Origin of the sequence: Marinobacter maritimus (assembly GCF_007671675.1) — a bacterium.
Taxonomy (GTDB): Bacteria; Pseudomonadota; Gammaproteobacteria; order Pseudomonadales; family Oleiphilaceae; genus Marinobacter; species Marinobacter maritimus.
Genome location: NZ_VCGW01000001.1, coordinates 976,391 through 999,497, shown reverse-complemented (window position 1 = coordinate 999,497; position 23,107 = coordinate 976,391). Strand labels below are relative to the sequence as shown.

At 54.9% G+C, this 23,107-nt stretch carries 19 protein-coding genes; 1 reads left to right on the top strand and 18 read right to left on the bottom strand.

Features of this window, described 5'->3' with window-relative positions:
- Positions 1 to 16: 16 nt before the first annotated feature.
- The 8 genes from trpB to leuC all read right to left on the bottom strand — a co-directional run bounded on the left by trpB (position 17) and on the right by leuC (position 10,770).
- Entirely contained in the window at positions 17 to 1,225 is a 1,209-nt protein-coding gene (trpB, locus tag FFI90_RS04525) for a tryptophan synthase subunit beta (RefSeq protein WP_425463086.1), read from the bottom strand.
- Positions 1,218 to 1,847 carry a phosphoribosylanthranilate isomerase gene (locus tag FFI90_RS04520; protein ID WP_144776710.1) on the bottom strand — a complete coding sequence of 210 codons (630 nt, stop codon included), beginning with the start codon at positions 1,845 to 1,847 and terminating at the stop codon, positions 1,218 to 1,220. The genes trpB and FFI90_RS04520 overlap by 8 nt, the downstream gene beginning before the upstream one ends.
- Positions 1,844 to 2,752, bottom strand: a complete 909-nt coding sequence (truA, locus tag FFI90_RS04515) for a tRNA pseudouridine(38-40) synthase TruA (RefSeq protein WP_144776709.1) — start codon at positions 2,750 to 2,752, stop codon at positions 1,844 to 1,846. Before truA ends, FFI90_RS04520 begins: the two co-directional genes overlap by 4 nt.
- 106 nt (positions 2,753 to 2,858) lie before the next feature.
- A complete protein-coding gene (locus FFI90_RS04510) occupies positions 2,859 to 5,996 on the bottom strand; it encodes a FimV/HubP family polar landmark protein (RefSeq protein ID WP_144776708.1) in 3,138 nt (1,045 codons plus the stop codon).
- A 314-nt stretch (positions 5,997 to 6,310) separates the two neighbouring features.
- The gene (gene asd, locus FFI90_RS04505) at positions 6,311 to 7,426 is read right to left on the bottom strand and encodes an aspartate-semialdehyde dehydrogenase (protein ID WP_144776707.1); all 1,116 of its coding nucleotides are present in this window, start codon (positions 7,424 to 7,426) and stop codon (positions 6,311 to 6,313) included.
- 110 nt (positions 7,427 to 7,536) lie between these two features.
- Complete coding sequence (gene leuB, locus FFI90_RS04500) at positions 7,537 to 8,610, bottom strand: 3-isopropylmalate dehydrogenase (RefSeq protein WP_144776706.1); 1,074 nt, start codon at positions 8,608 to 8,610, stop codon at positions 7,537 to 7,539.
- A 72-nt stretch (positions 8,611 to 8,682) separates the two neighbouring features.
- Positions 8,683 to 9,330 (bottom strand): 3-isopropylmalate dehydratase small subunit, encoded by a 648-nt coding sequence (leuD, locus tag FFI90_RS04495; protein WP_144776705.1) that lies wholly within the window; start codon positions 9,328 to 9,330, stop codon positions 8,683 to 8,685.
- Between the two features lie 21 nt (positions 9,331 to 9,351).
- Positions 9,352 to 10,770, bottom strand: coding sequence for a 3-isopropylmalate dehydratase large subunit (gene leuC, locus FFI90_RS04490; RefSeq protein ID WP_144776704.1), 1,419 nt, complete (start codon positions 10,768 to 10,770; stop codon positions 9,352 to 9,354).
- A 166-nt stretch (positions 10,771 to 10,936) separates the two neighbouring features.
- On the opposite strand from leuC, the gene FFI90_RS04485 reads away from it, so the two are divergent.
- On the top strand, positions 10,937 to 11,839 hold the full coding sequence (locus FFI90_RS04485; protein ID WP_144776703.1) for a LysR family transcriptional regulator: 903 nt from the start codon (positions 10,937 to 10,939) through the stop codon (positions 11,837 to 11,839).
- Here the strand turns inward: FFI90_RS04485 and FFI90_RS04480 are convergent.
- From FFI90_RS04480 to FFI90_RS04435, 10 genes are all read right to left on the bottom strand, one after another.
- Entirely contained in the window at positions 11,812 to 12,975 is a 1,164-nt protein-coding gene (locus tag FFI90_RS04480; RefSeq protein ID WP_144776702.1) for an MFS transporter, read from the bottom strand. The two genes, FFI90_RS04485 and FFI90_RS04480, sit on opposite strands and share 28 nt — an antisense overlap.
- 205 nt (positions 12,976 to 13,180) lie before the next feature.
- Complete coding sequence (aroC, locus tag FFI90_RS04475; protein WP_144776701.1) at positions 13,181 to 14,275, bottom strand: chorismate synthase; 1,095 nt, start codon at positions 14,273 to 14,275, stop codon at positions 13,181 to 13,183.
- Between the two features lie 37 nt (positions 14,276 to 14,312).
- Positions 14,313 to 15,215 (bottom strand): 50S ribosomal protein L3 N(5)-glutamine methyltransferase, encoded by a 903-nt coding sequence (gene prmB, locus FFI90_RS04470; RefSeq protein WP_144776700.1) that lies wholly within the window; start codon positions 15,213 to 15,215, stop codon positions 14,313 to 14,315.
- A 33-nt stretch (positions 15,216 to 15,248) separates the two neighbouring features.
- Positions 15,249 to 16,394, bottom strand: a complete 1,146-nt coding sequence (locus tag FFI90_RS04465; protein ID WP_144776699.1) for a patatin-like phospholipase family protein — start codon at positions 16,392 to 16,394, stop codon at positions 15,249 to 15,251.
- A gap of 4 nt (positions 16,395 to 16,398) precedes the next feature.
- Positions 16,399 to 17,313 (bottom strand): DUF4892 domain-containing protein, encoded by a 915-nt coding sequence (locus FFI90_RS04460; protein ID WP_186317906.1) that lies wholly within the window; start codon positions 17,311 to 17,313, stop codon positions 16,399 to 16,401.
- Entirely contained in the window at positions 17,306 to 18,217 is a 912-nt protein-coding gene (locus tag FFI90_RS04455; protein ID WP_144777220.1) for an alpha/beta fold hydrolase, read from the bottom strand. The genes FFI90_RS04460 and FFI90_RS04455 overlap by 8 nt, the downstream gene beginning before the upstream one ends.
- 14 nt (positions 18,218 to 18,231) lie before the next feature.
- Positions 18,232 to 18,582 carry a PilZ domain-containing protein gene (locus FFI90_RS04450; RefSeq protein ID WP_144776698.1) on the bottom strand — a complete coding sequence of 117 codons (351 nt, stop codon included), beginning with the start codon at positions 18,580 to 18,582 and terminating at the stop codon, positions 18,232 to 18,234.
- Positions 18,583 to 18,707: 125 nt separating this feature from the next.
- Positions 18,708 to 19,739, bottom strand: coding sequence for a DNA polymerase III subunit delta' (holB, locus tag FFI90_RS04445; RefSeq protein ID WP_144776697.1), 1,032 nt, complete (start codon positions 19,737 to 19,739; stop codon positions 18,708 to 18,710).
- Entirely contained in the window at positions 19,732 to 21,864 is a 2,133-nt protein-coding gene (locus FFI90_RS04440; RefSeq protein ID WP_144776696.1) for a transglutaminase TgpA family protein, read from the bottom strand. The genes holB and FFI90_RS04440 overlap by 8 nt, the downstream gene beginning before the upstream one ends.
- Positions 21,861 to 22,910, bottom strand: a complete 1,050-nt coding sequence (locus tag FFI90_RS04435) for a DUF58 domain-containing protein (protein ID WP_425463085.1) — start codon at positions 22,908 to 22,910, stop codon at positions 21,861 to 21,863. Before FFI90_RS04435 ends, FFI90_RS04440 begins: the two co-directional genes overlap by 4 nt.
- Between the last annotated feature and the right edge of the window lie 197 nt (positions 22,911 to 23,107).

The window sequence follows — 23,107 nt, the reverse complement described above, 5'->3', positions numbered from 1 at the left end:
TTGTTCAGACCGTTATTTACAGCTCAATACCATCCAGCTGTGCGATGGTATGAATGTCTTTGTCACCGCGACCGGATATGTTGATCACGACCATCTGGTCTTTATCCATCGTGGCTGCAAGCTTGACTGCGTAAGCTACCGCATGCGCTGTTTCAAGTGCCGGCATAATACCTTCAACCAGCGTCAGCATGCGGAATGCGTCCAGCGCTTCATCGTCGGTCACCGACACATAGTTGGCCCGTCCGATATCTTTTAACCAGCTATGCTCCGGCCCCACTCCAGGGTAATCAAGACCTGCGCTGACCGAATGTGTCGCGGCAATCTGGCCATCATCATCTTCCATCAGATACGTACGATTACCATGAAGTACGCCCGGTCGACCCGCACACAAAGGCGCTGCATGCTGTCCGGTTTCTATACCAAGGCCGCCGGCTTCAACGCCATAGAGCTGCACGGATTCGTCTGTCAGGAAGGGGTAAAACATGCCAATGGCATTGGATCCGCCGCCCACACAGGCCACCAGAGCATCCGGTAATTTTCCGGTTTTCTCCAGTGACTGACTCCGGGTTTCACGGCCGATTACCGACTGGAAATCCCTGACCAATAGCGGATAGGGATGGGGACCTGCGACGGTACCGATAATGTAGAAGGTATCGTCAACGTTGGTGACCCAATCGCGCATGGCGTCATTCATTGCATCTTTGAGGGTACGGCTTCCACTCTGAACAGAGTGCACTTGAGCGCCAAGAAGCTTCATACGATAAACGTTCAGCGACTGACGCTGAACGTCTTCGGCACCCATGAAAACATGGCACTCCAGTCCGAGGCGGGCACAGACTGTAGCGGTCGCAACCCCATGCTGCCCGGCACCGGTTTCGGCGATGATTCGTTTTTTACCAAGAAAACTGGCGAGCAATGCCTGACCAATGGTGTTGTTAACCTTGTGCGCGCCCGTGTGGTTGAGGTCTTCGCGCTTGAGCCAGATCTGCGCTCCGCCGGTTTCCCGCGTCAGACGCTCGGCAAAGTAAAGAGGGCTGGGGCGGCCGACATAATCTGCAAGATCCTTGTCAAAGGTAGCCTGGAACTCAGGATCTTTCTTCAGCCTGAGATATTCCCTTTCCAGAGTCATCAGGGAATCCATCAGCGTTTCGGAAACAAAGCGCCCGCCGAAGGCACCGAAGTGTCCCCGCGCATCCGGCAGTGCTGTCAACATTTCTTCAGTCAGTTTTACAGACACGGTGAACCTCTTTGATAAATTCAGAAATTTTTTCGATGTCTTTGATGCCCTTGCTTTCTTCAACGCCTCCGCTGACATCGACAGCCCACGGCTTCACCTGCTCTATAGCGCGAGATACGTTATCAGATGACAAGCCACCGGCCAATATAAGTGGCAAGGGCCGCTCAAGCGGGATCAGATCCCAATTGAATGAATGACCCGTACCCCCGTATCGCGCAGGATCCCAGGCATCCACCAACAGCCCGGCTGCTGAGTGATACTCGGCAAACGCTCGTTCAATCTGCCCTGCACCCTGAACGCGCACGGCTTTTATCCAACGTCGACCAAATTGCTGGCAAAAATCTGCAGGCTCATCACCATGAAACTGAAGCAAATCAAGGGGTATGCGGTCAAGGACGTCCTTGACCTGCTTCGCCGATGGGTTCACAAACAGCCCAACAACCGACACAAACGCGGGTACATGCCGGGCCAGCAATTCAACTTGTTCAATGCTGACCACACGGGGGCTTGGCTCGTAAAACACGAAGCCCAGGGCATCCGCACCGTTTGCAACGGCTGCTTTAACGTCTTGAACGCGGGTCAGACCGCAAATCTTAACGCGTGTAGTCATAACGCTCTTACCGGCTGCTTGGGGTGAATATGCGTTGGATAGACCGGGCGATTTTCTGCCTGGCTGAACCATGGCCTCAAAAACCCCGGACCGCACTCTGCAGCAGGTATATCAAAGCCTTCAGGGTACCCGACATCGACCAGATACAAGCCATGAGGCGGCGCGGTTACTCCGGCAAGCGTGCGATCTTTTGCAAGCAGTATGTCACGAATCCAGGACTGCTTCTGCTTTCCGGTGCCAACATCCATAAGCGCCCCTGCAATGTTGCGAACCATGTGGTGCAAAAAAGCGTTGGCCTGCACATCAATTACGACGAAGTTTCCTTTCCGGGTTACCTTTATCTGCTCAAGAAAGCGGACAGGGGTTCGGGATTGGCACCCGGCAGCACGAAAAGAGGAAAAGTCATTCTCACCCACAAGCGCCTGAGCTGCGCAATGCATGCGCTCAGCATCAAGCTCCCGAAACACCCAGCTTACCTGACCTCGCTGGATTCCGGGCCTTACAGCATTATTGTAAATTACGTAGCGATAGCGCCTGTAAATTGCGGAAAAGCGGGCATGAAAATCAACGCTCCCATTACCTGCCCAATGCACCGCGATATCGAACGGCAGAGCAGTATTGATGCCCATTACCCATGAGCGAAGACTGCGGATGGAAGGCGTTTCGAAATGCGCTACCTGATAGCTTGCGTGAACCCGGGCGTCTGTCCGGCCTGCACATACAAGATCGACAGGATGGTCTGCAACTTTTGCTACCGCTTTAGCCAGCTCTGCCTCTACTGAGCGAACCCCCGACTTCTGAAGCTGCCAACCATGAAAATCGCGGCCATCGTATTCGAACGCCAAGGCAACTCGTCCGCCACCGATGGCATTGTCAGCTGTGAGTTCCTGGGGATAGAGAAACACGTGTGAATCCGGACAATAGGTTGCTGTAAAAACAAAGCGCCGGCTGAGTGTCGGGGAAAACCTCGACGGCCGGCGCTTGCTGCTTCTGTAATCCGATTATAACGGATCAGGACATATTTTTAAGCAGATCCTGAGCTTCAACTTTCTGCTCGTCATCTCCTTCAAGAGCTACCTCTTCAAGAATGTCACGTGCTCCGTCGCTATCACCCATCTCGATATAGGCTCTCGCAAGATCAAGCTTGGTGGCTGCTTCGTCCGTCCCGGCGAGGAAATCAAAGTCATCATCGTCACCAAGATCACTTTCATCGATCTCAGCGGCAGGTGATTTCGCAACGTCATCCCGAACTTCATCAGAGGCAACCGGCAGTTCGTCATCTGCCAAATCATCTTCTGTAAGCGTGTCTTCAAGATCCAACTCGTCATCCAGAGACAGATCACCGTCTTCGAGGCCCGCGTCGTCTATATCGGCAGAATCGGAGAACTCTTCCATAAGAGCAAGATCCTCATCAGATACATCCAACTCGAGATCATCAAACGTTGACTCTTCCGATTCTGAACCGCCAAGCTCGTCTTCCTCGTCGGCGACCTTGTCCAGCTCTGCATCCAGCTCGTCCAGGAAAGATTCGTCCAGAGTGTCAATGTTCGTACTGTTGGCTTCCGGGGCAGGCTTTGATGCATCGCCGGAAGACAGGTCAGACGGCTCTTCGAGCTCGTCCAATGAGTCCTCGGTCTCATCCAGATCAATTTCCAAAGATGAGAAGTCACTTTCGTCTTCAGTCTCGTCTGCGTCCGCCTCTTCTTTGGTGTCGGAAACCGCAATACCCGAAAGATCGTACTCAATCAGGCCTTCACCGTCTTTATTCTCGACCTCATCCACTTCCGCATCGGCAGATTTCTCCGCTTCATCCAGGGTGTCGAGATCAAAATCAGACAAGTCGGAATCAAAATCACCAAATTCGTTTTCAACCTGATCTTCGCGGCTTGCGTCATATTGATCAGCCAGAAGCTCATCAGACAACGCAACATCACTGTCAGACGGGTCCGACGTCTCTGCATTTTCGTAGTTTTTTACAGTATCCGAGCTTTCGGCAGCATCAAAAGAGTCCGATGCATCGGATTCTCCGCCGAACGATCCGGAACGCAGCTGTGACTCAAGATCATCGATGCTGGGCATCGACTCGGCTTCTTCAAGACGGGAACGAAGATCGTTTGCCTGGGCAATCGCTTCATCATCGTCCAGAGCCTGAATCTCGCCAAATTGCTTCTCGAATGATTCGCGATCCTGATTGTCTGCATAAACCCCAAGTAGCTTGAGACGCAGATCGGTGCGGCTAGGCTCACGGGAAATAGCGGTTTCCAGAGCCTGCGCAGCCTGATCGTAGCGGCCATAAGCAACGTAACGGTCGGCTTCCTCAAGAGCATTACTCGCGTCGCCCTGCTCCGGTTCGCCTTCATCCAGGCTCAGATCGAAGGTGTCATCAGGTCCGTCAGATTCGCTATTGAGCTGCTCATAAAATGCTTTCTCGCGATTTGCATTGCGGCGCGCAAGAAGCAGAAGAACCAACAACAGGATAACCAGGCCGCCACCCAGGGCAATCTGATAGAAAATGTTACCGGTAATGGCATCCACTACATTGCCGGGGAAACCTTTGTCCGCGACAGGCTCGGGCTTCGGTTGGGGCTTGGCCTTCGGTTGCTCAGCCGGCTCTGTCTGGGCTGCCTGCTCTGTAATAGCCGCCGAGTCTGGCTGAGCGGATGGCTCGGAAGTTTCTGTTTGGTCTGATGGCTGTTGTTGGGCTAATGACTCTGATTGCTCGCCCGACGCGGGAGTTGCATCGCCACTGGCAAGATCGCTGGTCTGCTCTGCGCCATCAGCGCCGGCGGCGGGTTGTGCTTCAGCACCCGCAGCTTCAGTGGTGCTCTCAGCATCCTGATCGTCACCCGTTGCTGCAATATCAGCGGCGCCCGCGTCATCGCCAGTAACGGCAGATTCAGCAGTAGGCTCCTGGCCAGATTCAGCAGTAGGTTCCGCCGCGTCGACAACCGCTTCGGTTTGACCGGTTGCACCTTCTTCACCGGTAACCGGGGCCGCCGAGGACTCAGTATCGTTGACAGCACCTTGCTGAATTTCCGCAAGCTGGGTATTTTTCAGCTCAAGCAAACGCTGCAGGGTTTGTACCTGATCCTGAAGGTCATCAACACGGGTATTGAGTTCGCTGTTCTCCCTGCGGGCACTTTCAAGCTCTTCCATGGCCACAGCTGCGCCGGCATCTACACCACCGGCAAGCTGACCATCTCCACCGGCGGAGCCACCCTCAGCCTCGTTCCGACCACCATCATTGTCGGCAACCAAAAGCTTGAGCTCGTCACCACCTGCTGGTGCTTCGTTTACAACGCCAGTATTGGGCTGCTGTGCAACTGTGGCATCAAGGGTGCGCTTGGGTTTTTGAAATTCCTGATTCTGCTGGGCCACAACACGGGTTGCCTCAGCACGAGTGCGACTACGGATCTGGTCTGCAGTAGGAACACGCAGCACTTCGCCACGCTTCAGTCTGTTGATATTATTGCCAATAAATGCGTTCGGATTCAGATCTTGAAGAGCCAGCATAACCTGCTGCATAGACAAGCTGTTGTCTGGACGAACAGTCGCTGCAATGGTCCACAATGTGTCGGATGCACCCGTTGGCCCAAACGTATCCGCACGATAACCTGCGCCTCGGGATTGCTCTACCCTGGCCTGGCGACGGACCGATTCGGCATTGCGCGCAGACGATGCTGGCCGGGACTGGACAGATGATGCGGTTGACGGCGCCCGCACCTGCTCAGAAACACCTGACTCTTCAGCATAAACCGGGGGGTCTACCAGTACAGCATATTCACGCATCAGCCGACCGTTCGGCCACGTCAGCTCCAGCAGAAAGTTAAGGTACGGCTCCCTCAGCGGTTCTCTGGAGGAGACATTCACCACCAGATTGCCATCCGGGCGAGTCGTTACGTCGAAACGAAGCTTCCCGAGAAACAGGTTCCGTTGCAGGCCAAGCCTCTGATAAGCCTTTTCCGGAGCTATGTTCACAAACACGTCACCAGGATCTACGCCCTGGCTTTGTGGCAGAACAATCTCTGCATCCATCGGTTCATTCAGATAGGACTGAAGTTCAATTTCACCCAGCCCGAGGGCTTGAGCGACGCCGGATCCGAGCCCTCCGGCCAGAGCCAGTGCAACCGCAAGCTTGCGTACCTTCATGCTTTTTCCTTTCCAGTCTCCGTGATTCGTGACTGCTTTTTTCAAACAGAATCGGACGAGGCAGGGTGACTTCCGTCTGGATAATTCTGGTTTGATATGTCGCGCGTTTAATTTTCAGTCCGGCAAGTATTGTTGATAAAACCTCTTTTATCAATCAATCAGCAGCAATCCTTGCACCATTTATTTACCAGTTGCACGGAACTCCCTAGTGTTCCTGAAAATAACAGGGGCGGAGCCTGAAATCAGCCTCCGCCCCCTAACCGGCTTCCCGAAACCGGACACAGTTGGCATTTATTGCCTCTGTGTAACAATTCTTAACGTTCCTGCAGGATTCGCAACATACGACGCAAGGGTTCTGCAGCTCCCCAAAGGAGCTGGTCACCGACGGTGAACGCAGAAATATACTCCGGCCCCATGGCCAGCTTGCGAATACGCCCGATGGGCACGCTCAGAGTGCCGGTTACCTTGGCAGGGGTCAGCTCCTCAATGCTCGCCTCGCGGTCATTGGGAATGACTTTTACCCAGTCGTTGGCCTTCGCCAGAATGGACTCGATTTCTGCGACCGGCAGATCCTTCTTCAGCTTGATGGTCAGCGCCTGACTGTGGGAGCGCATGGCTCCAATCCGCACACACAGACCATCAATCGGAATCGGGTTGTCTGAACGACCAAGAATCTTGTTGGTCTCAACACCCGCTTTCCATTCTTCCTTGCTCATTCCGTTATCGAGCTGTTTGTCGATAAACGGGATAAGGCTCCCTGCCAAAGGCACCTGAAAGTGCTCTGTAGGGAAGCTGTCGGAACGCATGGTTTCGGTAATCTTCCGGTCAATTTCCAGAATCGCCGAAGACGGGCTTGCCAGCTCATCTCCAACACTGCGGTTAAGCTCACCCATCTGGTTGAGCAACTCACGCATATTCTGTGCACCAGAACCCGAGGCTGCCTGATAGGTCATGGGAGAAACCCATTCAATCAGATCCTGCTCCAGTAACCCGCCAAGGGCGAGCATCATCAGGCTGACTGTGCAGTTGCCGCCAATGTAATCCTTCACGCCGCTGTTAAGAGCGGCATCAATCACGTTGCGATTTACCGGGTCCAGAACAATGACAGAGTGATCCACCATTCGCAGTGTGGATGCGGCGTCAATCCAGTAGCCATTCCAGCCTGCATCACGCAGTTTCTGATAGACCGCATTGGTGTAGTCGCCGCCCTGACAGGTCAGCACCACATCCAGAGTTTTGAGGGTTTCGATATCGAATGCGTCCTGCAAAGGCGGCACGCCTTCCTTCCCTACGTCCGGAGCTGGTTGACCAGTCTGGGAGGTGGAGAAAAATACCGGATCGATATCAGCGAAATCGTTTTCTTCGCGCATGCGCTGCATGAGGACAGAGCCCACCATACCGCGCCAACCTACAAGTCCAACTCGCTTCATGTGCGACCTTTGAACCTCTCTTGTGCCCACCCCTGACTTTATCGCCGGCAGGGACAGGATGAATGATCCCGCAGCAACCGCATCGCGTTGCTGTCGGGGATTATCGAAATTTACAGAGCAGCCAGTACCGCCTCGCCCATTTCGCGGGTAGACACCCGAGTACTGCCTTCAGACATGATATCTGCAGTACGCAGCCCCTGATCCAGCACCATGCTGACAGCCGTTTCGATGGCGGCAGCGGCCTTTTCTTCACCAAGGCTGTAACGCAGCATCATAGCCGTACTGAGAATCGTGGCCAACGGATTGGCGATACCCTTGCCAGCAATATCCGGAGCTGAACCGTGGCAAGGCTCATACATGCCCTGCTTTTCCGAGTTCAGCGAAGCCGACGGCAACATACCGATAGAGCCGGTAAGCATGGCTGCTTCGTCTGAAAGAATATCACCAAACATGTTACCAGTCACAATCACGTCGAACTGCTTGGGCGCGCGAACCAGTTGCATCGCGGCGTTATCCACGTACATGTGGGACAATTCCACGTCTGGATATTCGCGCTTGAGATCGTTCATGATTTCGCGCCACAGCACAGTCACTTCCAGTACATTGGCCTTGTCAACCGAACATAGCCTCTTGTTGCGCTGCTGCGCCGCCTCGAATGCGACACGACCAATACGGCGGATCTCAGTTTCGGTATAAGCGTAAGTATTGTAACCCTGGCGTTCACCGCTCTCGAGTGCGCGCACACCCCGTGGCTGGCCGAAATAGATGCCCCCGGTCAGTTCCCGAACAATCATGATATCCAGGCCTGAAACCACCTCAGGCTTGAGCGATGATGCGGATGCCAGCTGTGGGTAGAGAATGGCCGGGCGCAGGTTAGCAAAAAGCTCCAGGGTAGAACGCAAGCCGAGCAAACCTTTTTCCGGGCGCTGCGCCATGGGCAGGCTATCCCACTTAGGACCACCTACCGCACCCAACAAGATTGCATCAGCCTTGCGGGCTTTCTCAAGGGTATCTTCGGGCAACGGGCTGTCGGTTTCATCCAACGCGGCCCCACCGACGAGTCCCGATTCGAAACCGAGTTTCAGGCCAAATTTTTCATTGACAGCACGCAAGACTTTCTCGGCCTCTGCAACGATTTCCGGGCCGATGCCGTCTCCCGGCAGAAGAAGTACTGTTCTGGACATGATGGGCTTCCAAATCTTTGTGAACCGGGTCGGGCAGACCCGGCGAGTTATGAGTTGTTACCAGATTATTCGTTACTGGCCCGCGTCAAACAACCAGGGTGCGGTCTGACGGCGCTGATCTTCATAGGTTTTGATCAGTTCGGCGTCTTCCAGAGTTACACCTATATCATCGAGACCATTGAGCAGGCAGTGGCGACGGAAGTCATCCACCTCAAACCCGAACGATTCGCCCGCCGGTGTGATCACGGTTTTTGCTTCGAGGTCCACCGTCAGCTGATACCCTTCCAGCGCCTCAGCGTCCTGGAAAAGCTTATCAACGATTTTCTCTTCAAGAACAATTGGTAACAAGCCGTTCTTAAAGCAGTTGTTATAAAAAATATCAGCAAAGCTCGGCGCAATAATAACCCGGAAACCGTAATCATCAAGCGCCCAGGGAGCGTGTTCACGACTGGAGCCACACCCGAAATTACTACGAGCCAAAAGCACACTCGCATTTCTGTAACGGGGCTGGTTAAGCACAAAATCCGGATTGAGCGGGCGCTTTGAACTATCCTGATCCGGCTGACCTTCGTCCAGATATCGCAGAGCATCAAACAGGTTCGGGCCAAAGCCTGTGCGTTTGATGGACTTCAGAAACTGCTTGGGAATAATCATGTCCGTATCCACATTGGACCGGTCCATGGGGGCTACAAGGCCCTTGTGTTGCGTAAATGCGCGCATGGTTCAGTTCTCTCCTGTAGCTCAGTTCAGCAGTTCGCGAACATCAACAAAGTGGCCGGATATGGCAGCAGCAGCGGCCATGGAGGGGCTCACCAGATGTGTGCGACCACCAAAGCCCTGTCGGCCTTCAAAGTTACGGTTGGACGTAGAAGCACAGTGCTCGCCCTCCCCGAGTTTATCCGCGTTCATCGCCAGGCACATGGAACAACCCGGATCACGCCATTCCAGACCTGCTTCGATGAAAATGCGATCCAGACCTTCCGCTTCCGCCTGAGCTTTCACCAGGCCGGAACCCGGCACAACCATCGCCTGCTTCAGGCTACCGGCAACTTTACGCCCTTTGACCACAGCTGCGGCTTCCCGCAGGTCTTCAATACGGCTGTTGGTGCAAGAGCCGATGAACACCCGGTCGAGTTTGATATCGGTAATCGCCTGGTTCGGACGCAGCCCCATATATTTCAAGGCCCGCTCAATACCTTCACGCTTGATCGGATCTTCTTCCTTCGCTGGATCGGGCACATTGCCAGTTACGTCCGCAACCATTTCCGGGGACGTGCCCCAGCTGACCTGCGGCATGATCTCCGCGCCGTCGAGCTCAACAACCTTGTCAAATACGGCGTCCACGTCGCTGTGCAGTGTGCGCCAGTATTTAACGGCGGCATCCCAGGCGTCACCTTTGGGTGCGAATGGCCGGCCTTTTACATATTCGATAGTCGTACCGTCAACAGCAACCATACCAACCCGGGCACCGGCCTCAATGGCCATATTGCAGATGGTCATCCGGCCTTCCATGCTCAGATTCTGAATCGCCTGACCACCAAATTCGATAGCGTGACCGGTACCACCTGCCGTGCCGATTTTACCGATGATCGCCAATACGACGTCTTTGCCGGTAACGCCCTTGCCAAGCTCGCCATTCACTTTGACCAGCATGTTTTTCATTTTCTGTTGAACGAGACACTGAGTGGCCAGCACATGCTCAACTTCCGACGTCCCTATGCCGTGGGCAAGGCAACCAAATGCGCCGTGAGTAGACGTGTGGGAATCACCACAAACAATGGTCATGCCGGGCAGCGTAGCGCCCTGCTCTGGCCCGATTACGTGCACAATACCCTGGCGCTGATCCATGATCTTGAATTCAAGAATCCCGAACTCATCGCAGTTCTTGCCCAGCGTTTCGACCTGGATTTTGGAAACCGGATCAACGATGCCCTCAATGCCTTTCGCACGATCGGTGGTCGGAACGTTGTGATCAGGCGTAGCCAGGTTTGCATCAATGCGCCAGGGCTTGCGTTTTGCAAGACGCAGCCCCTCAAAAGCCTGAGGCGACGTCACTTCGTGCAGTAATTGTCGGTCAATATAAATCAACGCAGAACCGTCGTCCCGCTGCTTGACCAGGTGATCGTCCCACAACTTGTCGTATAAGGTTTTACCCGCCATGATTCTCTCTCGGTTTCTGGAGGTGCAATGATGTGATGCTTACTTCCACTATGGGGCCATCATACCGCTGGACAATAAATAACCGCAATTCATGTTTTTTATTCATCGCATTCCTCATGGTTATGATTTAGTCTTTTCCTGACACAGCACAATAGGAAAATGAACCATGGACTCAAATGCTCTGAAAGCCTTCCTTGCCATAGTCGACCAGGGTTCCTTTTCGGAGGCGGCGGAGCAGCTTCACCTGACTCAGCCCGCCATCAGCAAACGCCTTGCCGCGCTGGAAAACCAGTTGGACACAACCCTGGTTGATCGAAGCCACCGGCAAATACGACTGACGGAATCAGGCACCCGCCTGCTACCGCACGCTCGCAAGATACTCGATGAAATCCATAACGCCCGCATTGCGCTGTCGCCAGATTCCGGACTAATCGAAGGTGAGCTGCAAATTATTGCCAGCCACCACATAGGGCTTCACCACTTACCCAACTGGCTGCGTCGGTTCAAGCGGGAATATCCCCAGGTTTCCATCAACCTGCAGTTCTTGGAATCAGATGCCGCCTACGCGCAAATGCGCAAACGCAACGCAGAACTCGCATTCGTCACGCTAAGCGACAGCATGGCCCCGAGCTTCAACGTACTTGCCCACTGGCCAGACCCCATGGCCTTCGTTGTCAGCGCCGATCATCCCCTGGCCAGCCTGAAGAAACCCGGGCTGCCTGATCTGGCCGAACACCCGGCCCTGCTGCCCGACACCTCAACCTCGACCTACCGGGTGGTGAGTCGCCTTTTTCTGGAGGCAAACCTGTCTCTGCATTCGCAAATGCCGACAAACTACCTCGAAACCCTGAAAATGATGACCAGCGTTGGTCTGGGCTGGAGCGTACTTCCATTGCGAATGGTGGATCGTAGTTTGAAGGTATTGGAAGGCGTGTCGGCAAGCGGGACAGAGCCCGAGCATAGGGTTACCCGTATGCTCGGCGCTATAGGACTGACCGACCGACAAGCCGGCAACGCCGCAAAAGCGCTCTTATCCATTGTTCAGGAAGAGGAAGAGCGCCCGGTGTAAGCCTCAGGCGGCGCCTGCAGCCCCCGGGCTGTTATTACGATAGCAACAGCCATGGCACCCGCCCCTCCCCAGAAAGCCGCAGACGTACTAAAGCCTTCCACCAGAAAGCCCGACACCCAGGCCCCGAGCGCACCACCGGCACCAAACGTCAGCCCGCTGTACAAAGCCTGCCCCTGGCCATGATGGTGCTGACCAAAAAAGCCCTGAACATACTGCACCGAAACCGCATGGAGTGCCGCATAAGAAGCCGCATGCAACATCTGGGCAAAAAGCAACACCTGGAGAAAATCCGTTAACTCCGCAATCAACACCCACCGGATCATCGTCAACACCAAAGCACCAATCGCAATCTGGCGTACCGTAAAGCGCCGCGTTAACCGATGCATCACCAAAAACAACCCGATCTCCGAAATCACCCCAAGTGACCAAAGCAAACCGATCGCAAGGTTGCCGTAACCGTGCTGCTCCAGGTGAATACTGAAAAACGTGTAGTAAGCACCGTGCGAAACCTGCAGCAAAAAATTCATCAGAAAAAACGCAACCACCGCAGGGTGCGTCAAAATCGCCCGCAAACTGCCCTTCGGCGCCGGCGGCTTGCGCTCACCTCGCTCGGCCGGCAAAAGAAAAGCCGATACCCCAATCCCGACAAACACAGGCAAAAGCAACCAGGGCAACCACTCAATCGACACCCACTCCAGGATCAGGCCAACCCCCGCCACCGCACCAATAAACCCAACCGAACCCCAAAGCCGAACCTTGCCATACTTCTCCCGATGCTCGCCGAGCGAGCGCAGCGTGATCACCTCATACAGCGGAAGAATAGCGTTCCAGAAAAACGTAAACGCCAGCATCACCAGAAGCAGCCCGTAAAAACCTGGCTCAAGAAATACCCCGGCAAATAACAACGATCCGGTAATCGCCCCAAACCGAACAAGCCGGACCCTCTGGCCGGTTTTATCACCCAGATGTCCCCAAAGACTTGGTGCCACAATTTTTGTGAGCTGAATGGTCGCCATCAAAGTGGCTATTTGCAGATAGGAAAACCCCCGCCCCTGAAGGTACAAAGACCAATAAGGCAAAAGTCCGCCCAGAAGGGCGAAAAACCAGAAGTAGAGGTTGGAAAGGCGCCAGTAAATACCCGTTCTCCCTACATATCCAAATTGTTGAGAGGCAGACGCGGCGGGCAGGCGTTCAGAGTCTGATAGCTTGGGCTGGCCCGGCCATTCAAAAACGTGGAGCGCCCAGGATGGCGCGACCGAGCCCTACACGGACGTATTCACGGGCGCTTTTTGAATGAACGGGCCAGCCCAAGCTGCTACTCCGAAACCGAGGTCATGTAGATCAGAGCTGCCCAATAACAGGCGTAGCAACAGTAACATCCCCATTCTGACCACGATGGCGCAAATAATGATCCATCAACACAATCGCCATCATCGCCTCAGCAATCGGCGTAGCCCGAATACCCACACAGGGATCGTGCCGCCCAGTGGTAATAACTTCCACCGGATTGCCATTCACATCAATGCTACGGCCCGGCAAGCGCAGGCTGGAAGTCGGCTTCAGCGCAATACTCGCAAGAATAGGCTGCCCCGAAGAAATTCCCCCAAGCACACCACCCGCATGGTTCGATAGAAAGCCTTCCTGCGTCATCTCGTCCCGGTGCGCCGTGCCTTTTTGAGCAATACACCCAAAGCCCGCACCAATCTCGACACCCTTGACCGCATTGATACTCATCAGAGCATGGGCAAGATCCGCATCCAGCCGATCAAAAACCGGCTCGCCCAGCCCCGGTGGAACGCCCTCAGCCACCACATTAATCCGCGCTCCGATAGAATCCCCTTCCTTGCGAAGGGCATCCATGTACGCCTCCATCTCTGGCACCTTATCGGCATCCGGACAGAAAAACGGATTCTGATGCACCTGATCCCAGTCCAGCTTCTCCGCGCGAATCGGGCCGAGCTCAGACAAGTACCCCCGGATACGAATACCCAGGCGCTGCTCCAGAAACTTCCGGGCCACTGCGCCAGCCGCTACCCGCATAGCCGTTTCGCGGGCTGACGAACGGCCGCCACCACGGTAGTCGCGCACGCCATATTTGTGCATATAAGTGTAATCAGCGTGGGCCGGGCGGAACTGTTCCGAGATTTTTGAATAATCCTTGGATCGCTGATCTGTGTTCTCGATAATCAGCCCGATCGGCGTGCCCGTGGTTTTGCCCTCAAACACACCCGATAAAATACGCACCTCATCCGCTTCACGACGCTGGGTAGTGTGGCGCGAAGTCCCCGGCTTACGTCGATCCAGATCAACCTGCATATCCGCTTCCGAGAGCTCGAGGCCCGGCGGGCAGCCGTCAATAATACAGCCCAATGCTGCCCCATGGCTTTCACCAAAGGTGGTAACGGTAAACAGTTTTCCGAAAGAATTTCCTGACATAATTCAATATCTTGTTAGGGTATAATAAGAAAATGGATTAATGCTTTTCCTGCCACTGGCGGAGATTTTGTTCAGCTATCGCAAAAACACCATCGCCACCGTTGCTGAAGTCCAGCCAGGTAAATGGGAGGTCCGGGTAAGCTTCATCAAGGGCCACCCAGCTATTACCCACTTCAACCACCAGCAAACCACCCGGCGTCAAATGTTCCGCAGCACCAGCAATAATCCTGTGCGCGATATCCAGGCCGTCATTACCGGCGGCCAGTCCAAGCGCCGGTTCATGATGGAATTCTTGCGGCATATCGGCCAGATCTTCCGCGTCGACATAAGGCGGGTTGCTCACAATGATATCGTATTGTCCGCTGATGTTCGCGAACACATCCGATTGTACCGTGCGAACCCGATCGCGGAGTTCGTGCAAATCTATATTTGATTCCGCAACGGCCAACGCATCCGATGAAACATCGGAGAGATCCACGCTCGCATCCTCAAACACCGTGGCCGCGCCTATGCCAATACATCCGCTTCCGGAACACAGATCAAGAATCCGCTCAACCGACTTATCTCCCAGCCATGGCTGGAAGCCGTTTTCAATGAGTTCGCCGATAGGCGAGCGCGGCACCAGCACCCGCTCGTCCACATGAAACGGCATGCCCATAAACCAGGCTTCGCCGAGAAGATACGCCAGAGGAATGCGATCATCGATACGACGCCTGATTCGTTCAAGAATGAGCTCGCGCTCTTCGCGGATAAGGCGTGCGTCAAGAAACAGCGTATTGTTGTCCAGAGGGAGATGCAGGGTACGCATGACCAGTTGAACCGCCTCATCCCAAACGTTATCCGTGCCATGGCCGAAGAATACCGTTGAGGCTGAAAACCGGGAAGATGCGTAGCGAAGATAATCGCGAACGGTATGAAGATCCTCAATCGGGCTGATCACAAACACTGTTTCCTGTAACAAGTTGAAATAAAATCAGATTGCCAGCGGCCCGGAGCTGCTGCTGTTTTCTTCGAAGCGGTCCAGAGCTGCGGCCATTCGCTCACGCCCGAGCTGGATCAGCTCAGGTGCCTTATGGTAGTCATAGCTGCGTGACGCGTTCTTGGGAATGTTAACGAGCAGGTCCGGCGGATAACCTGCGATCTTGTACTGCACCAGGGCACTCTGCATGGTTTCGATGGTAAGGTTCATCACATCGAATTTACCAATACCCAATTTATCCCAATTGATTGTTTCATGGTCTTCCTGAGGCTTATTCTCGACTGGCTTATTGCGCTCTTTCTTTTGCACTGCTTTCGAGATTTTGTGCTCCGGGCTCTCGTCTGCGTCCGACCGCCCGACGCCCATGGATTTTATTGCGTCCCAATCGAACCAGCGGGAGGCTTTATCGCGGAACGTATCCATCCACTCATCGGTATCGCCACTGGCCGCGTCCTGATGACTTTTGAACGCTGCATCCGGGATTCTCTGCCGCCGGTCATCCTCACCACTGAGATTCACCGCAACGATAATATCGGCGTGGGACGAAATGGTCGGAATGATTGGGAGCGGATTCAGCAATGCCCCATCTACCAGTACGCGACCATCAAGCACAAGCGGTGTCACCACACTCGGAATAGCCACTGAGGCTCTGATTGCCCGGTCCAGTGGACCTTCCTGAAACCAGATTTCCTTGTGGGCCAGCAAATCAGTGGCCACAGCCGTGTAGTGCAGAGGAAGATTTTCGATGCGGGTGTCTCCCAACATCTCCCGCACCACTGAGAAAATCTTTTCGCCCCGGATTGCGCCCACCGAATTGAATGTCAGGTCCAACAGCTTGAGCACATCAAACTGGCCAAGCCCGGTTACCCAATCTTTATAATCCTGCATCTTACCGGCGGCGTACATTCCACCCACAAGCGCCCCCATGGAACACCCGGAAATGGCAACAATGTTGTAGCCACGTTCAGCCAACACTTCGATAGCGCCGATATGCGCATAGCCACGGGCTCCGCCACTGCCGAGGGTAAGTGCAACGGTCTGGCGTTTTCTTTCGCCACTTTTGGCTTCGGTACTGGCAGGAGCCTCCGGGGCTGATACGTCTGAGCCCTCCAGAACCTTCGACACGTTATTTTCGGGCACTTAGTTACCTCGTTATAACCATCACTTCAACGCGATCGCCTTGTCGGCCAGGGTCGTTAACAACCACCGACGGTCCAACGATCAGCAGCTCTTGCTGCTGTCTGGAAACACCGGTTTTGGCCAGCACTTCAGAAAGTGACTCCGCAGCTTTGCGGGCACGATCCATTGAATCACTGAATGACTCATCTGCGTTCAACCCGGAGTATCCCACAAGCACAACCCGGGCATCCTCACTCCGGGCGAGATCATTAATCTTACGGCGATCCGTGGCCTGCCAGTCGAACCGATAGGTAACTCCCCCTTGCCAGGGAACAATAACGGGGCCGAATACCCTGTTATTCACCGCACCAAGGCCCGGGATAGCAACGCCGGGAGATACCTTCAGATGCTCGATCCAGACATACTCTCTCAGATTACCCCGGGTTACGGTGTAGATAGAGGTCAGCCAACGACTACCGTCTTCTGCAACAGTGCCTGCCACCAGATAATCCTGGGTTGCGTCGCGTCCGTATAGGACCTGCTGACTGAAAATCTGGTTCGCCCAAACGTTGCTTCTCCCACAACGAATACCCGAACATTCAAACAGAATTCTGGCACCACGATCCCGCAGCAGCCTTTGATAGTGTTCACGAGCCTCCCGCCGGTTCGCGTCCCGGGCGATCTGGTACAACCGCCCTTCTCCACTCACCGGCAGGCGAGCCATGGACTCAGAGCGAATTTCGTTGTTGACCTCACGAACAGGACTGAAAAGAACCAAGTGTCCTGAAGACTCAATCGGCGCTGTTATCTCGAGGTTTGACTGAGGAAATGCCTGCGGCATCGATTCTGGCAGTGCCGCACTCGCCAGACTCGAGCTGATCGACAGCACCGCAACAAGAAACACAGTGGATACAAAAGGCTTTAGCAAGGTATCACTCATTTGCAAGAAAGTTTCTGACAGCATCGGCGACGGGGCCGGTGTCTCCGTCCAGGTGACAATGGTGGCCACCTGGAACATCAACTATTTTCAGATTCAACATCGCATCGGCCCGGCTCTCCAGCCCCTTCCGGCTTGCCAGCAAGCCCTCTTTCGCTCGCACAAACAGCGTGGGCGCTTGCACTGCCGCCAAAGAGGCAACAACCTGCTCCTCCGTCATCATCAACTGGGATGGATGCCGTAACCGGGAGTCTGTGCACCAGCTGTAACCACCGTCCTCCTGCTTCAGGTTGCGCGGGATCAACGCCAGCGCGGCTTCGTGACTTAACGGGCTAAGCCCGCCTTCGCGAACTTTTGCGGCAGTAACGATATCCGGGTAAACGACAGGTTTACCGGAACCTGCAATTCGTTTCCTGATGGCCTTGCGAAGCTGCGGAACCGTTTCACTCACCGGGCGACTAAGCGCGCCGAGACTGTCAATCATCACCAGCCTTCTCACCCTCTCCGGAAAGGCTGCTGCATACAGGGCTCCAACAATGCCGCCCAATGAATGGCCGACAATATCCACTTTCTCGCCAAAGTGTTCCTCAATCAACTCGGCAACATCCGCCACGTAGTCCATAAGCAGATAGCCCTGCCCTGGCGGACGGTGTCCGGAATGACCGTGACCGGCCATATCCACCGCGTGCAGAGACGCGAATTTCGCCAGGTCCGGCGCTACTCTGGTGAACGTGAGACTGTTATCCAACCAGCCATGAAGCATGATAATCGGTGGCTGGGATACGGATGGTGCGTTTTCAGCAGACCAGCTCAGGCCCGCCAAAGTAATATGCTGCAGTGGCCATTCCGTCTCGCGTACACAAGACCTGTTTTCGCAAAGGTCTGGGGATACCGCCATGTCATCCATCACTTAAACCCGCCTCACATCGTATGCGTAGGACGATCAGAGCTCAGAGAACCGGCGAGATATGACTCAATCTTGGTTCTGGCACTGGGGTCATCACCGGTAAATTGCACACCAATGCCTGCAGCACGGTTGCCCTGGGCACCCTTGGGCGTGATCCAGATGACCTTGCCTGCAACGGGTATCTTTTCGGGCTCATCCATGAGGTTCAGCAACAGAAATACCTCATCACCCAGCCGGTATTGCTTTTGGGTTGGAATGAACAAACCGCCCTCTCGGATGTAAGGCATATACGCGGCGTATAAAACCGCTTTGTCTTTAATCGTCAGGGTAAGAATGCCGCTGCGCGCACCAAATCCGGGCCCCATATCTGACACCTTTTAAAATATAAACAGTTTTAGTGAAAAGTTATTCGTTTTATCGTTAAACAGAACCTTTGGGAAAAATCCCTGATAATCCGAAATGATAGCAGTTGTTCCGGGCAAAAGCGCAATCAAGGTACACGACGCTTCGTTGGCATCAACTCGCGCCAGGCGATCAGGAGCCGGCTGGCCTCCAGTTCCGGGTTGGCGTTGTACACACCGGCAGCCCGGGCTTCCCGAACGCCCTCCAGCAATTCATGGGCGCGCCACGCAGGGTTAACACCGGCCAGAAACCCGAGCATTTCTGCTGCTTCAGGGTCGTTCGCCTGTCCCCCGGCACCCAGCCGGGCCAGATCGGCGGCCCAACCTTCAAACAACCAGAGCATGTCTTCCAACCCCAGTGCTTTGAAAGCTTTGGCGGCTTCCGCTACCGCAACCTGGCCTTTCATGAATTGGCGAAACTTCTCGAACGCCTCATCCCGTAACGCAGGAAACTCACCTGTGGCATATTCCAGGGCCAGGCGAGGCGCATTGCCAGCAAGCATCAGAGATTTAGCCATCAACTCTGCAGAGGGCTGCTTTTCGCCCTCGAGCTCCGCCACTTTGCTGGCAAGCCATTTTCCGGCCTGATCTGAGGAAGGGACCGGTATGGACAATACCTGACAGCGGGAGCGTATGGTCGGTAGTACGGGTCGGCCACTTTCCTGCAGTAGCAGAAGAACGAAATCCGATACTGGCTCTTCAAGGGTTTTGAGCAGAGCGTTGGCTGAATTGATGTTGAGTTGGTCGGCACGGTCGATAATGGCAACTTTGCGGGTTGCAACCTGAGGCGACGACACCGCGAAGGCTGACAGCGACCTTATCTGATCAATTTTTATCATCCGGGACTTCTCGGGCGAATACACCCGAACATCCGGATGGCTGGAAGCGGCATACAACTGGCACTGACGACACTGCCCACAAGCAAAGGGTTCGCCGGTGTTCTTGCTACCGGGGCTTGCACACAGCAGAAGGCCTGCAACGGCGTCCGCCCAGGCCCTCTTGCCAACTCCACACTCCCCTGTCAGCAGCAGCGCATGGGGAAGCCGGCCCTCATCAAAGCGTTTTTGGACGACCTGCCAGGCGTTCTGAAGCCAAGGCATTTCAAGGGCAATATCAGTCACTGTGCTTTCCTGAGTGAGGTTCAGAGCGGAAAATTCCGAACCGTTTTTTTCCCGTTCTGCGCAGCTGCCGCTTCATCGTGGCCAATAATCTGCGTAAACGCGTCAGATCACCGGCGTCATCCCGGGCAGATGGAGGTCTATAGTAATGGCTGTTCACCATTCGGGCAAAAAGCCTGGCTGAATCCGCCACCGCCGGCTCCGCAACAGCCAGCCTTGACGCCAGCGCCGTTGGCGTTTCCCCGTGTCTTACTGGCACCCCTGCCCGCCCACACAACTTGTGCCAGGCACCAAGCACGCGCTGATAGCCATCCCGCCGCTCGCCCCGACGTATCTGCAGCGCCGAAATCAGACCGGCAATCAGCAGACCTGCACCTACTATACCTGCCGTAAGATAACCCAGTTCCCGCATGCCGAACCCACCGGGCAAGCGGGACATCAAATCCATCTGGCTTTGGCCCTGGTAACCGACAACCCACCGCTGCCACTGATAATTAATCCGATCAAGATGCAGACTGGCCCATTGGATAATTGCCACATCGCCGTAGCGTTGGGGCGACGTCCAGTTATTTTCGAGGAATGAGCCCTCCTCAGCCACCGCCTCCCGCAAGCCTGATTCAATCCGGTCAGGGGCAATCGCCGCTGTGGGATCAATACGAATCCAGCCCCGCCCTTCAATCCAGGCCTCAACCCAAGCGTGAGCATCGTACTGGCGCACGATAAGGTATTCGTTACCAGCGCCGCTCTCGCCACCCTGATACCCGACCACAACTCGCGCAGGAATACCCGCTGAGCGGAGCACAAAGGTGGTTGCACCCGCATAATGAGCACAGAACCCGCGCTTTTCATCGAAAAGCAGGCTGTCGATACCGTCGTCCGGCATTTTTGGCGGGCGCAGAGTGTAAAAATAAGGCTGCTCCCGGAAGCGTGTCAGCAGCTTGCGAACAACCTCAATATCACCTGCAGAACTGTCAGCAGCGGAAATCTCATCCGAGGCGCGCCGCAGCTCGCCTGCGAGCGCTCGGGCTCTCGGGTTCCCCTCGGACGGAAGCTGAAGATAGCGACGGGCGTCGACGGGCAGGAGAAGTGCTGCTCCGGGCTCATTCGCGCGTTCACGAGCCAGCCGATAACGCACTGAGCTGTCAGCCGGGCGCCGGAAACGGAACAGCTCATCCGGTTGCTTCACCACGTTATTCGAAACAGCTACCGAGCCTTCAAGCGAAAATGCCCAACGCTGATCCGTCGGCTCCATCAACACATCGTATTCTCTGGGCTTCAGTTCACCCGCGCCACCGTCCACATTAACCCGACCGGGCGCTTGATAGCGATCGTAGCCGCTCTGGCGCCAGGTTCCATCATCAAGGGTATCCAGAATCAGCCCTCGCCAATACCTGTCGCGATATTCCGGCATGGAACCACCAAAAGTCACACGAAAAGCCCGCTCGCTGCTTTGTGCCAGGCTGGATATATCCCCGGGCCGCATAGTGTCGCTGATTCCGGTGCGCGCTTGGCCAGACACCAGGGGTACACTCCACAGAGGGGCCATGCGCGGGAAGAACACAAACAGAAGCACAACCACCGGCAGGACTTTCAGCAACATAATGCCTAATCTGCGCCAGCCTGCCTTCATCCCTCCCGGAAGTTCTGGCGCGTTGAGCACCTGCAGCCCGATCAGCAATAAAGCAATTGCCCCTATGTTGATCAGCGCCCAGTGAATCTCCTGATGAAACAGAAAGTTCACCGTTGCCAGATACACCAGAATATAAAACAGCACATAGAAATCCCGCGCAGTGCGGGTTTCAAGCCACTTCAGGCCGACCGCCAACACAAAGAAGGAGGCGGCAGTATCCACGGTAAAACTTCCTTGAACTTGAACCAGATAGACTGCAACCAGGGCCAGCATGATCCCGGTGCGGAGCCAACGGCCCGGTAAACGGACACGACCTTGCTGAGCAAGCCAGCGCCAGCCCGCCAAAGCGACGCAGACAAGAATCAGCCATACCGGAAGACGATCAAGCTGGGGCGTCAGGAGCAAGGCGAAACTCGCAATCAACCAGAGCAAGGCCAGAGACGACAGGCTACCACCTTGCTTGTCAGGCTCATTCTTCGCGCGCCGCAATAACCTCATACCGGGGCTCCCGGAGTCGCGTCTGAGGGTTTATCCGAGGGCGAATAGCGCCGTGTTCCATGGGGCTGTGCAACGGTTTCCCTTGGTTTTTTCTCGCCCCAGGTCGCCAGCGCTTTCAGGCAGCGGGATGTGTGAGCCGGGCCGCTCTCCGGTACTATTATCTGGCCGGGCAGGTTCAGACCGAACCTTGCGTTATTTTCGCCACGCTCAAGCACAAGCCATGAGAGATAGCTGAGGCGCAGCTCGTGATCCGTACCGGGAAAAGCGTCGAAATCCAACCAGTGAGGGCTTCCTTTATCCGCTTCCCAGTCCGCTACAACCATCTGACCACTGCGGGCATAACGCTTCCACATCACTCGCTGGCTCATGTCACCCTCGCGCCAGGGCCGGAGCTCTGCATGGTCATTGCCTTCCGGGGAGCGAGAGCTGGCCGTTTGGTCACCGTCATCTACTGCACTGATAACTTCCGGGGCGGCGATTGGCCGGGGAAACACCAAACCGGCAGAAACCGGCCTCATCCACGACCAGGCTTTGAGCAAACCAAACGGGAAGCGCGTTTCGATCCTGATTCGATCCGGTCGCAAATAGCCCCGGAATGCGGACGGCACCGGCAGGGCAATATCCGTCGACTGTCCAGCCGGCACATGGTTCACGCGCACTGAAAAATCACCGTCTGAGAACGTAAGGGCTATAGCGTCATCTCTGCCAGCTGTGGCTCGCAAACGGAAGAGTATGTCATCGCCGGCAAACCCCTCGCCCGCCTGAACGAGCGTGAGTTCAAGATCAGACAGATTTCGGTGGGTCTGATGCATGGCACCCACGAGCACCGCACCCAGCAGAAACGTCAAAAGGTAAATCAGACTGTTCTGATAGTTGATTGCGGTAATCAACATGATCAGCAGCAGCATGCCAAACACTACTCCAGCGGCTGTCGGCAAAATGAAAAGATTTCTCTGGGTGAGTAACTGAACATCAGAACGTGGGATACGACGGTTGATCCAGTTCCTGACCCAAGTCGGCCAGCGGCTACGGATTTGTTTGCTCATCATGCCCCTGAGGCCGGAATATTCATCAAAAGTTCACCGTTAGGTTTGGCATCTTTGCCCATGCAACTTGAGAGCAATCTCGAGCACAATGCTGAAAGATACGGCAAATCGAGGATTCTGATCACAACTTGAAGCCCGGGTGCTTGAAATACTGTAGGACAACCAGAATACTCAAACCGGGAAGCGTACTGATTGCT

Coding starts and splice junctions, on each gene's coding strand:
- FFI90_RS04485 (WP_144776703.1), top strand. CDS start 10,937: ATGGACTCAAATGCTCTGAAAGCCTTCCTTGCCATAGTCGACCAGGGT.
- asd (WP_144776707.1), bottom strand. CDS start 7,426: ATGAAGCGAGTTGGACTTGTAGGTTGGCGCGGTATGGTGGGCTCTGTC.
- FFI90_RS04460 (WP_186317906.1), bottom strand. CDS start 17,313: ATGAGTGATACCTTGCTAAAGCCTTTTGTATCCACTGTGTTTCTTGTT.
- leuB (WP_144776706.1), bottom strand. CDS start 8,610: ATGTCCAGAACAGTACTTCTTCTGCCGGGAGACGGCATCGGCCCGGAA.
- aroC (WP_144776701.1), bottom strand. CDS start 14,275: ATGTCAGGAAATTCTTTCGGAAAACTGTTTACCGTTACCACCTTTGGT.
- FFI90_RS04435 (WP_425463085.1), bottom strand. CDS start 22,910: ATGAGCAAACAAATCCGTAGCCGCTGGCCGACTTGGGTCAGGAACTGG.
- FFI90_RS04440 (WP_144776696.1), bottom strand. CDS start 21,864: ATGAGGTTATTGCGGCGCGCGAAGAATGAGCCTGACAAGCAAGGTGGT.
- FFI90_RS04510 (WP_144776708.1), bottom strand. CDS start 5,996: ATGAAGGTACGCAAGCTTGCGGTTGCACTGGCTCTGGCCGGAGGGCTC.
- leuD (WP_144776705.1), bottom strand. CDS start 9,330: ATGCGCGCATTTACGCAACACAAGGGCCTTGTAGCCCCCATGGACCGG.
- FFI90_RS04455 (WP_144777220.1), bottom strand. CDS start 18,217: ATGGATGACATGGCGGTATCCCCAGACCTTTGCGAAAACAGGTCTTGT.
- leuC (WP_144776704.1), bottom strand. CDS start 10,770: ATGGCGGGTAAAACCTTATACGACAAGTTGTGGGACGATCACCTGGTC.
- FFI90_RS04520 (WP_144776710.1), bottom strand. CDS start 1,847: ATGACTACACGCGTTAAGATTTGCGGTCTGACCCGCGTTCAAGACGTT.
- FFI90_RS04450 (WP_144776698.1), bottom strand. CDS start 18,582: ATGGGGCCCGGATTTGGTGCGCGCAGCGGCATTCTTACCCTGACGATT.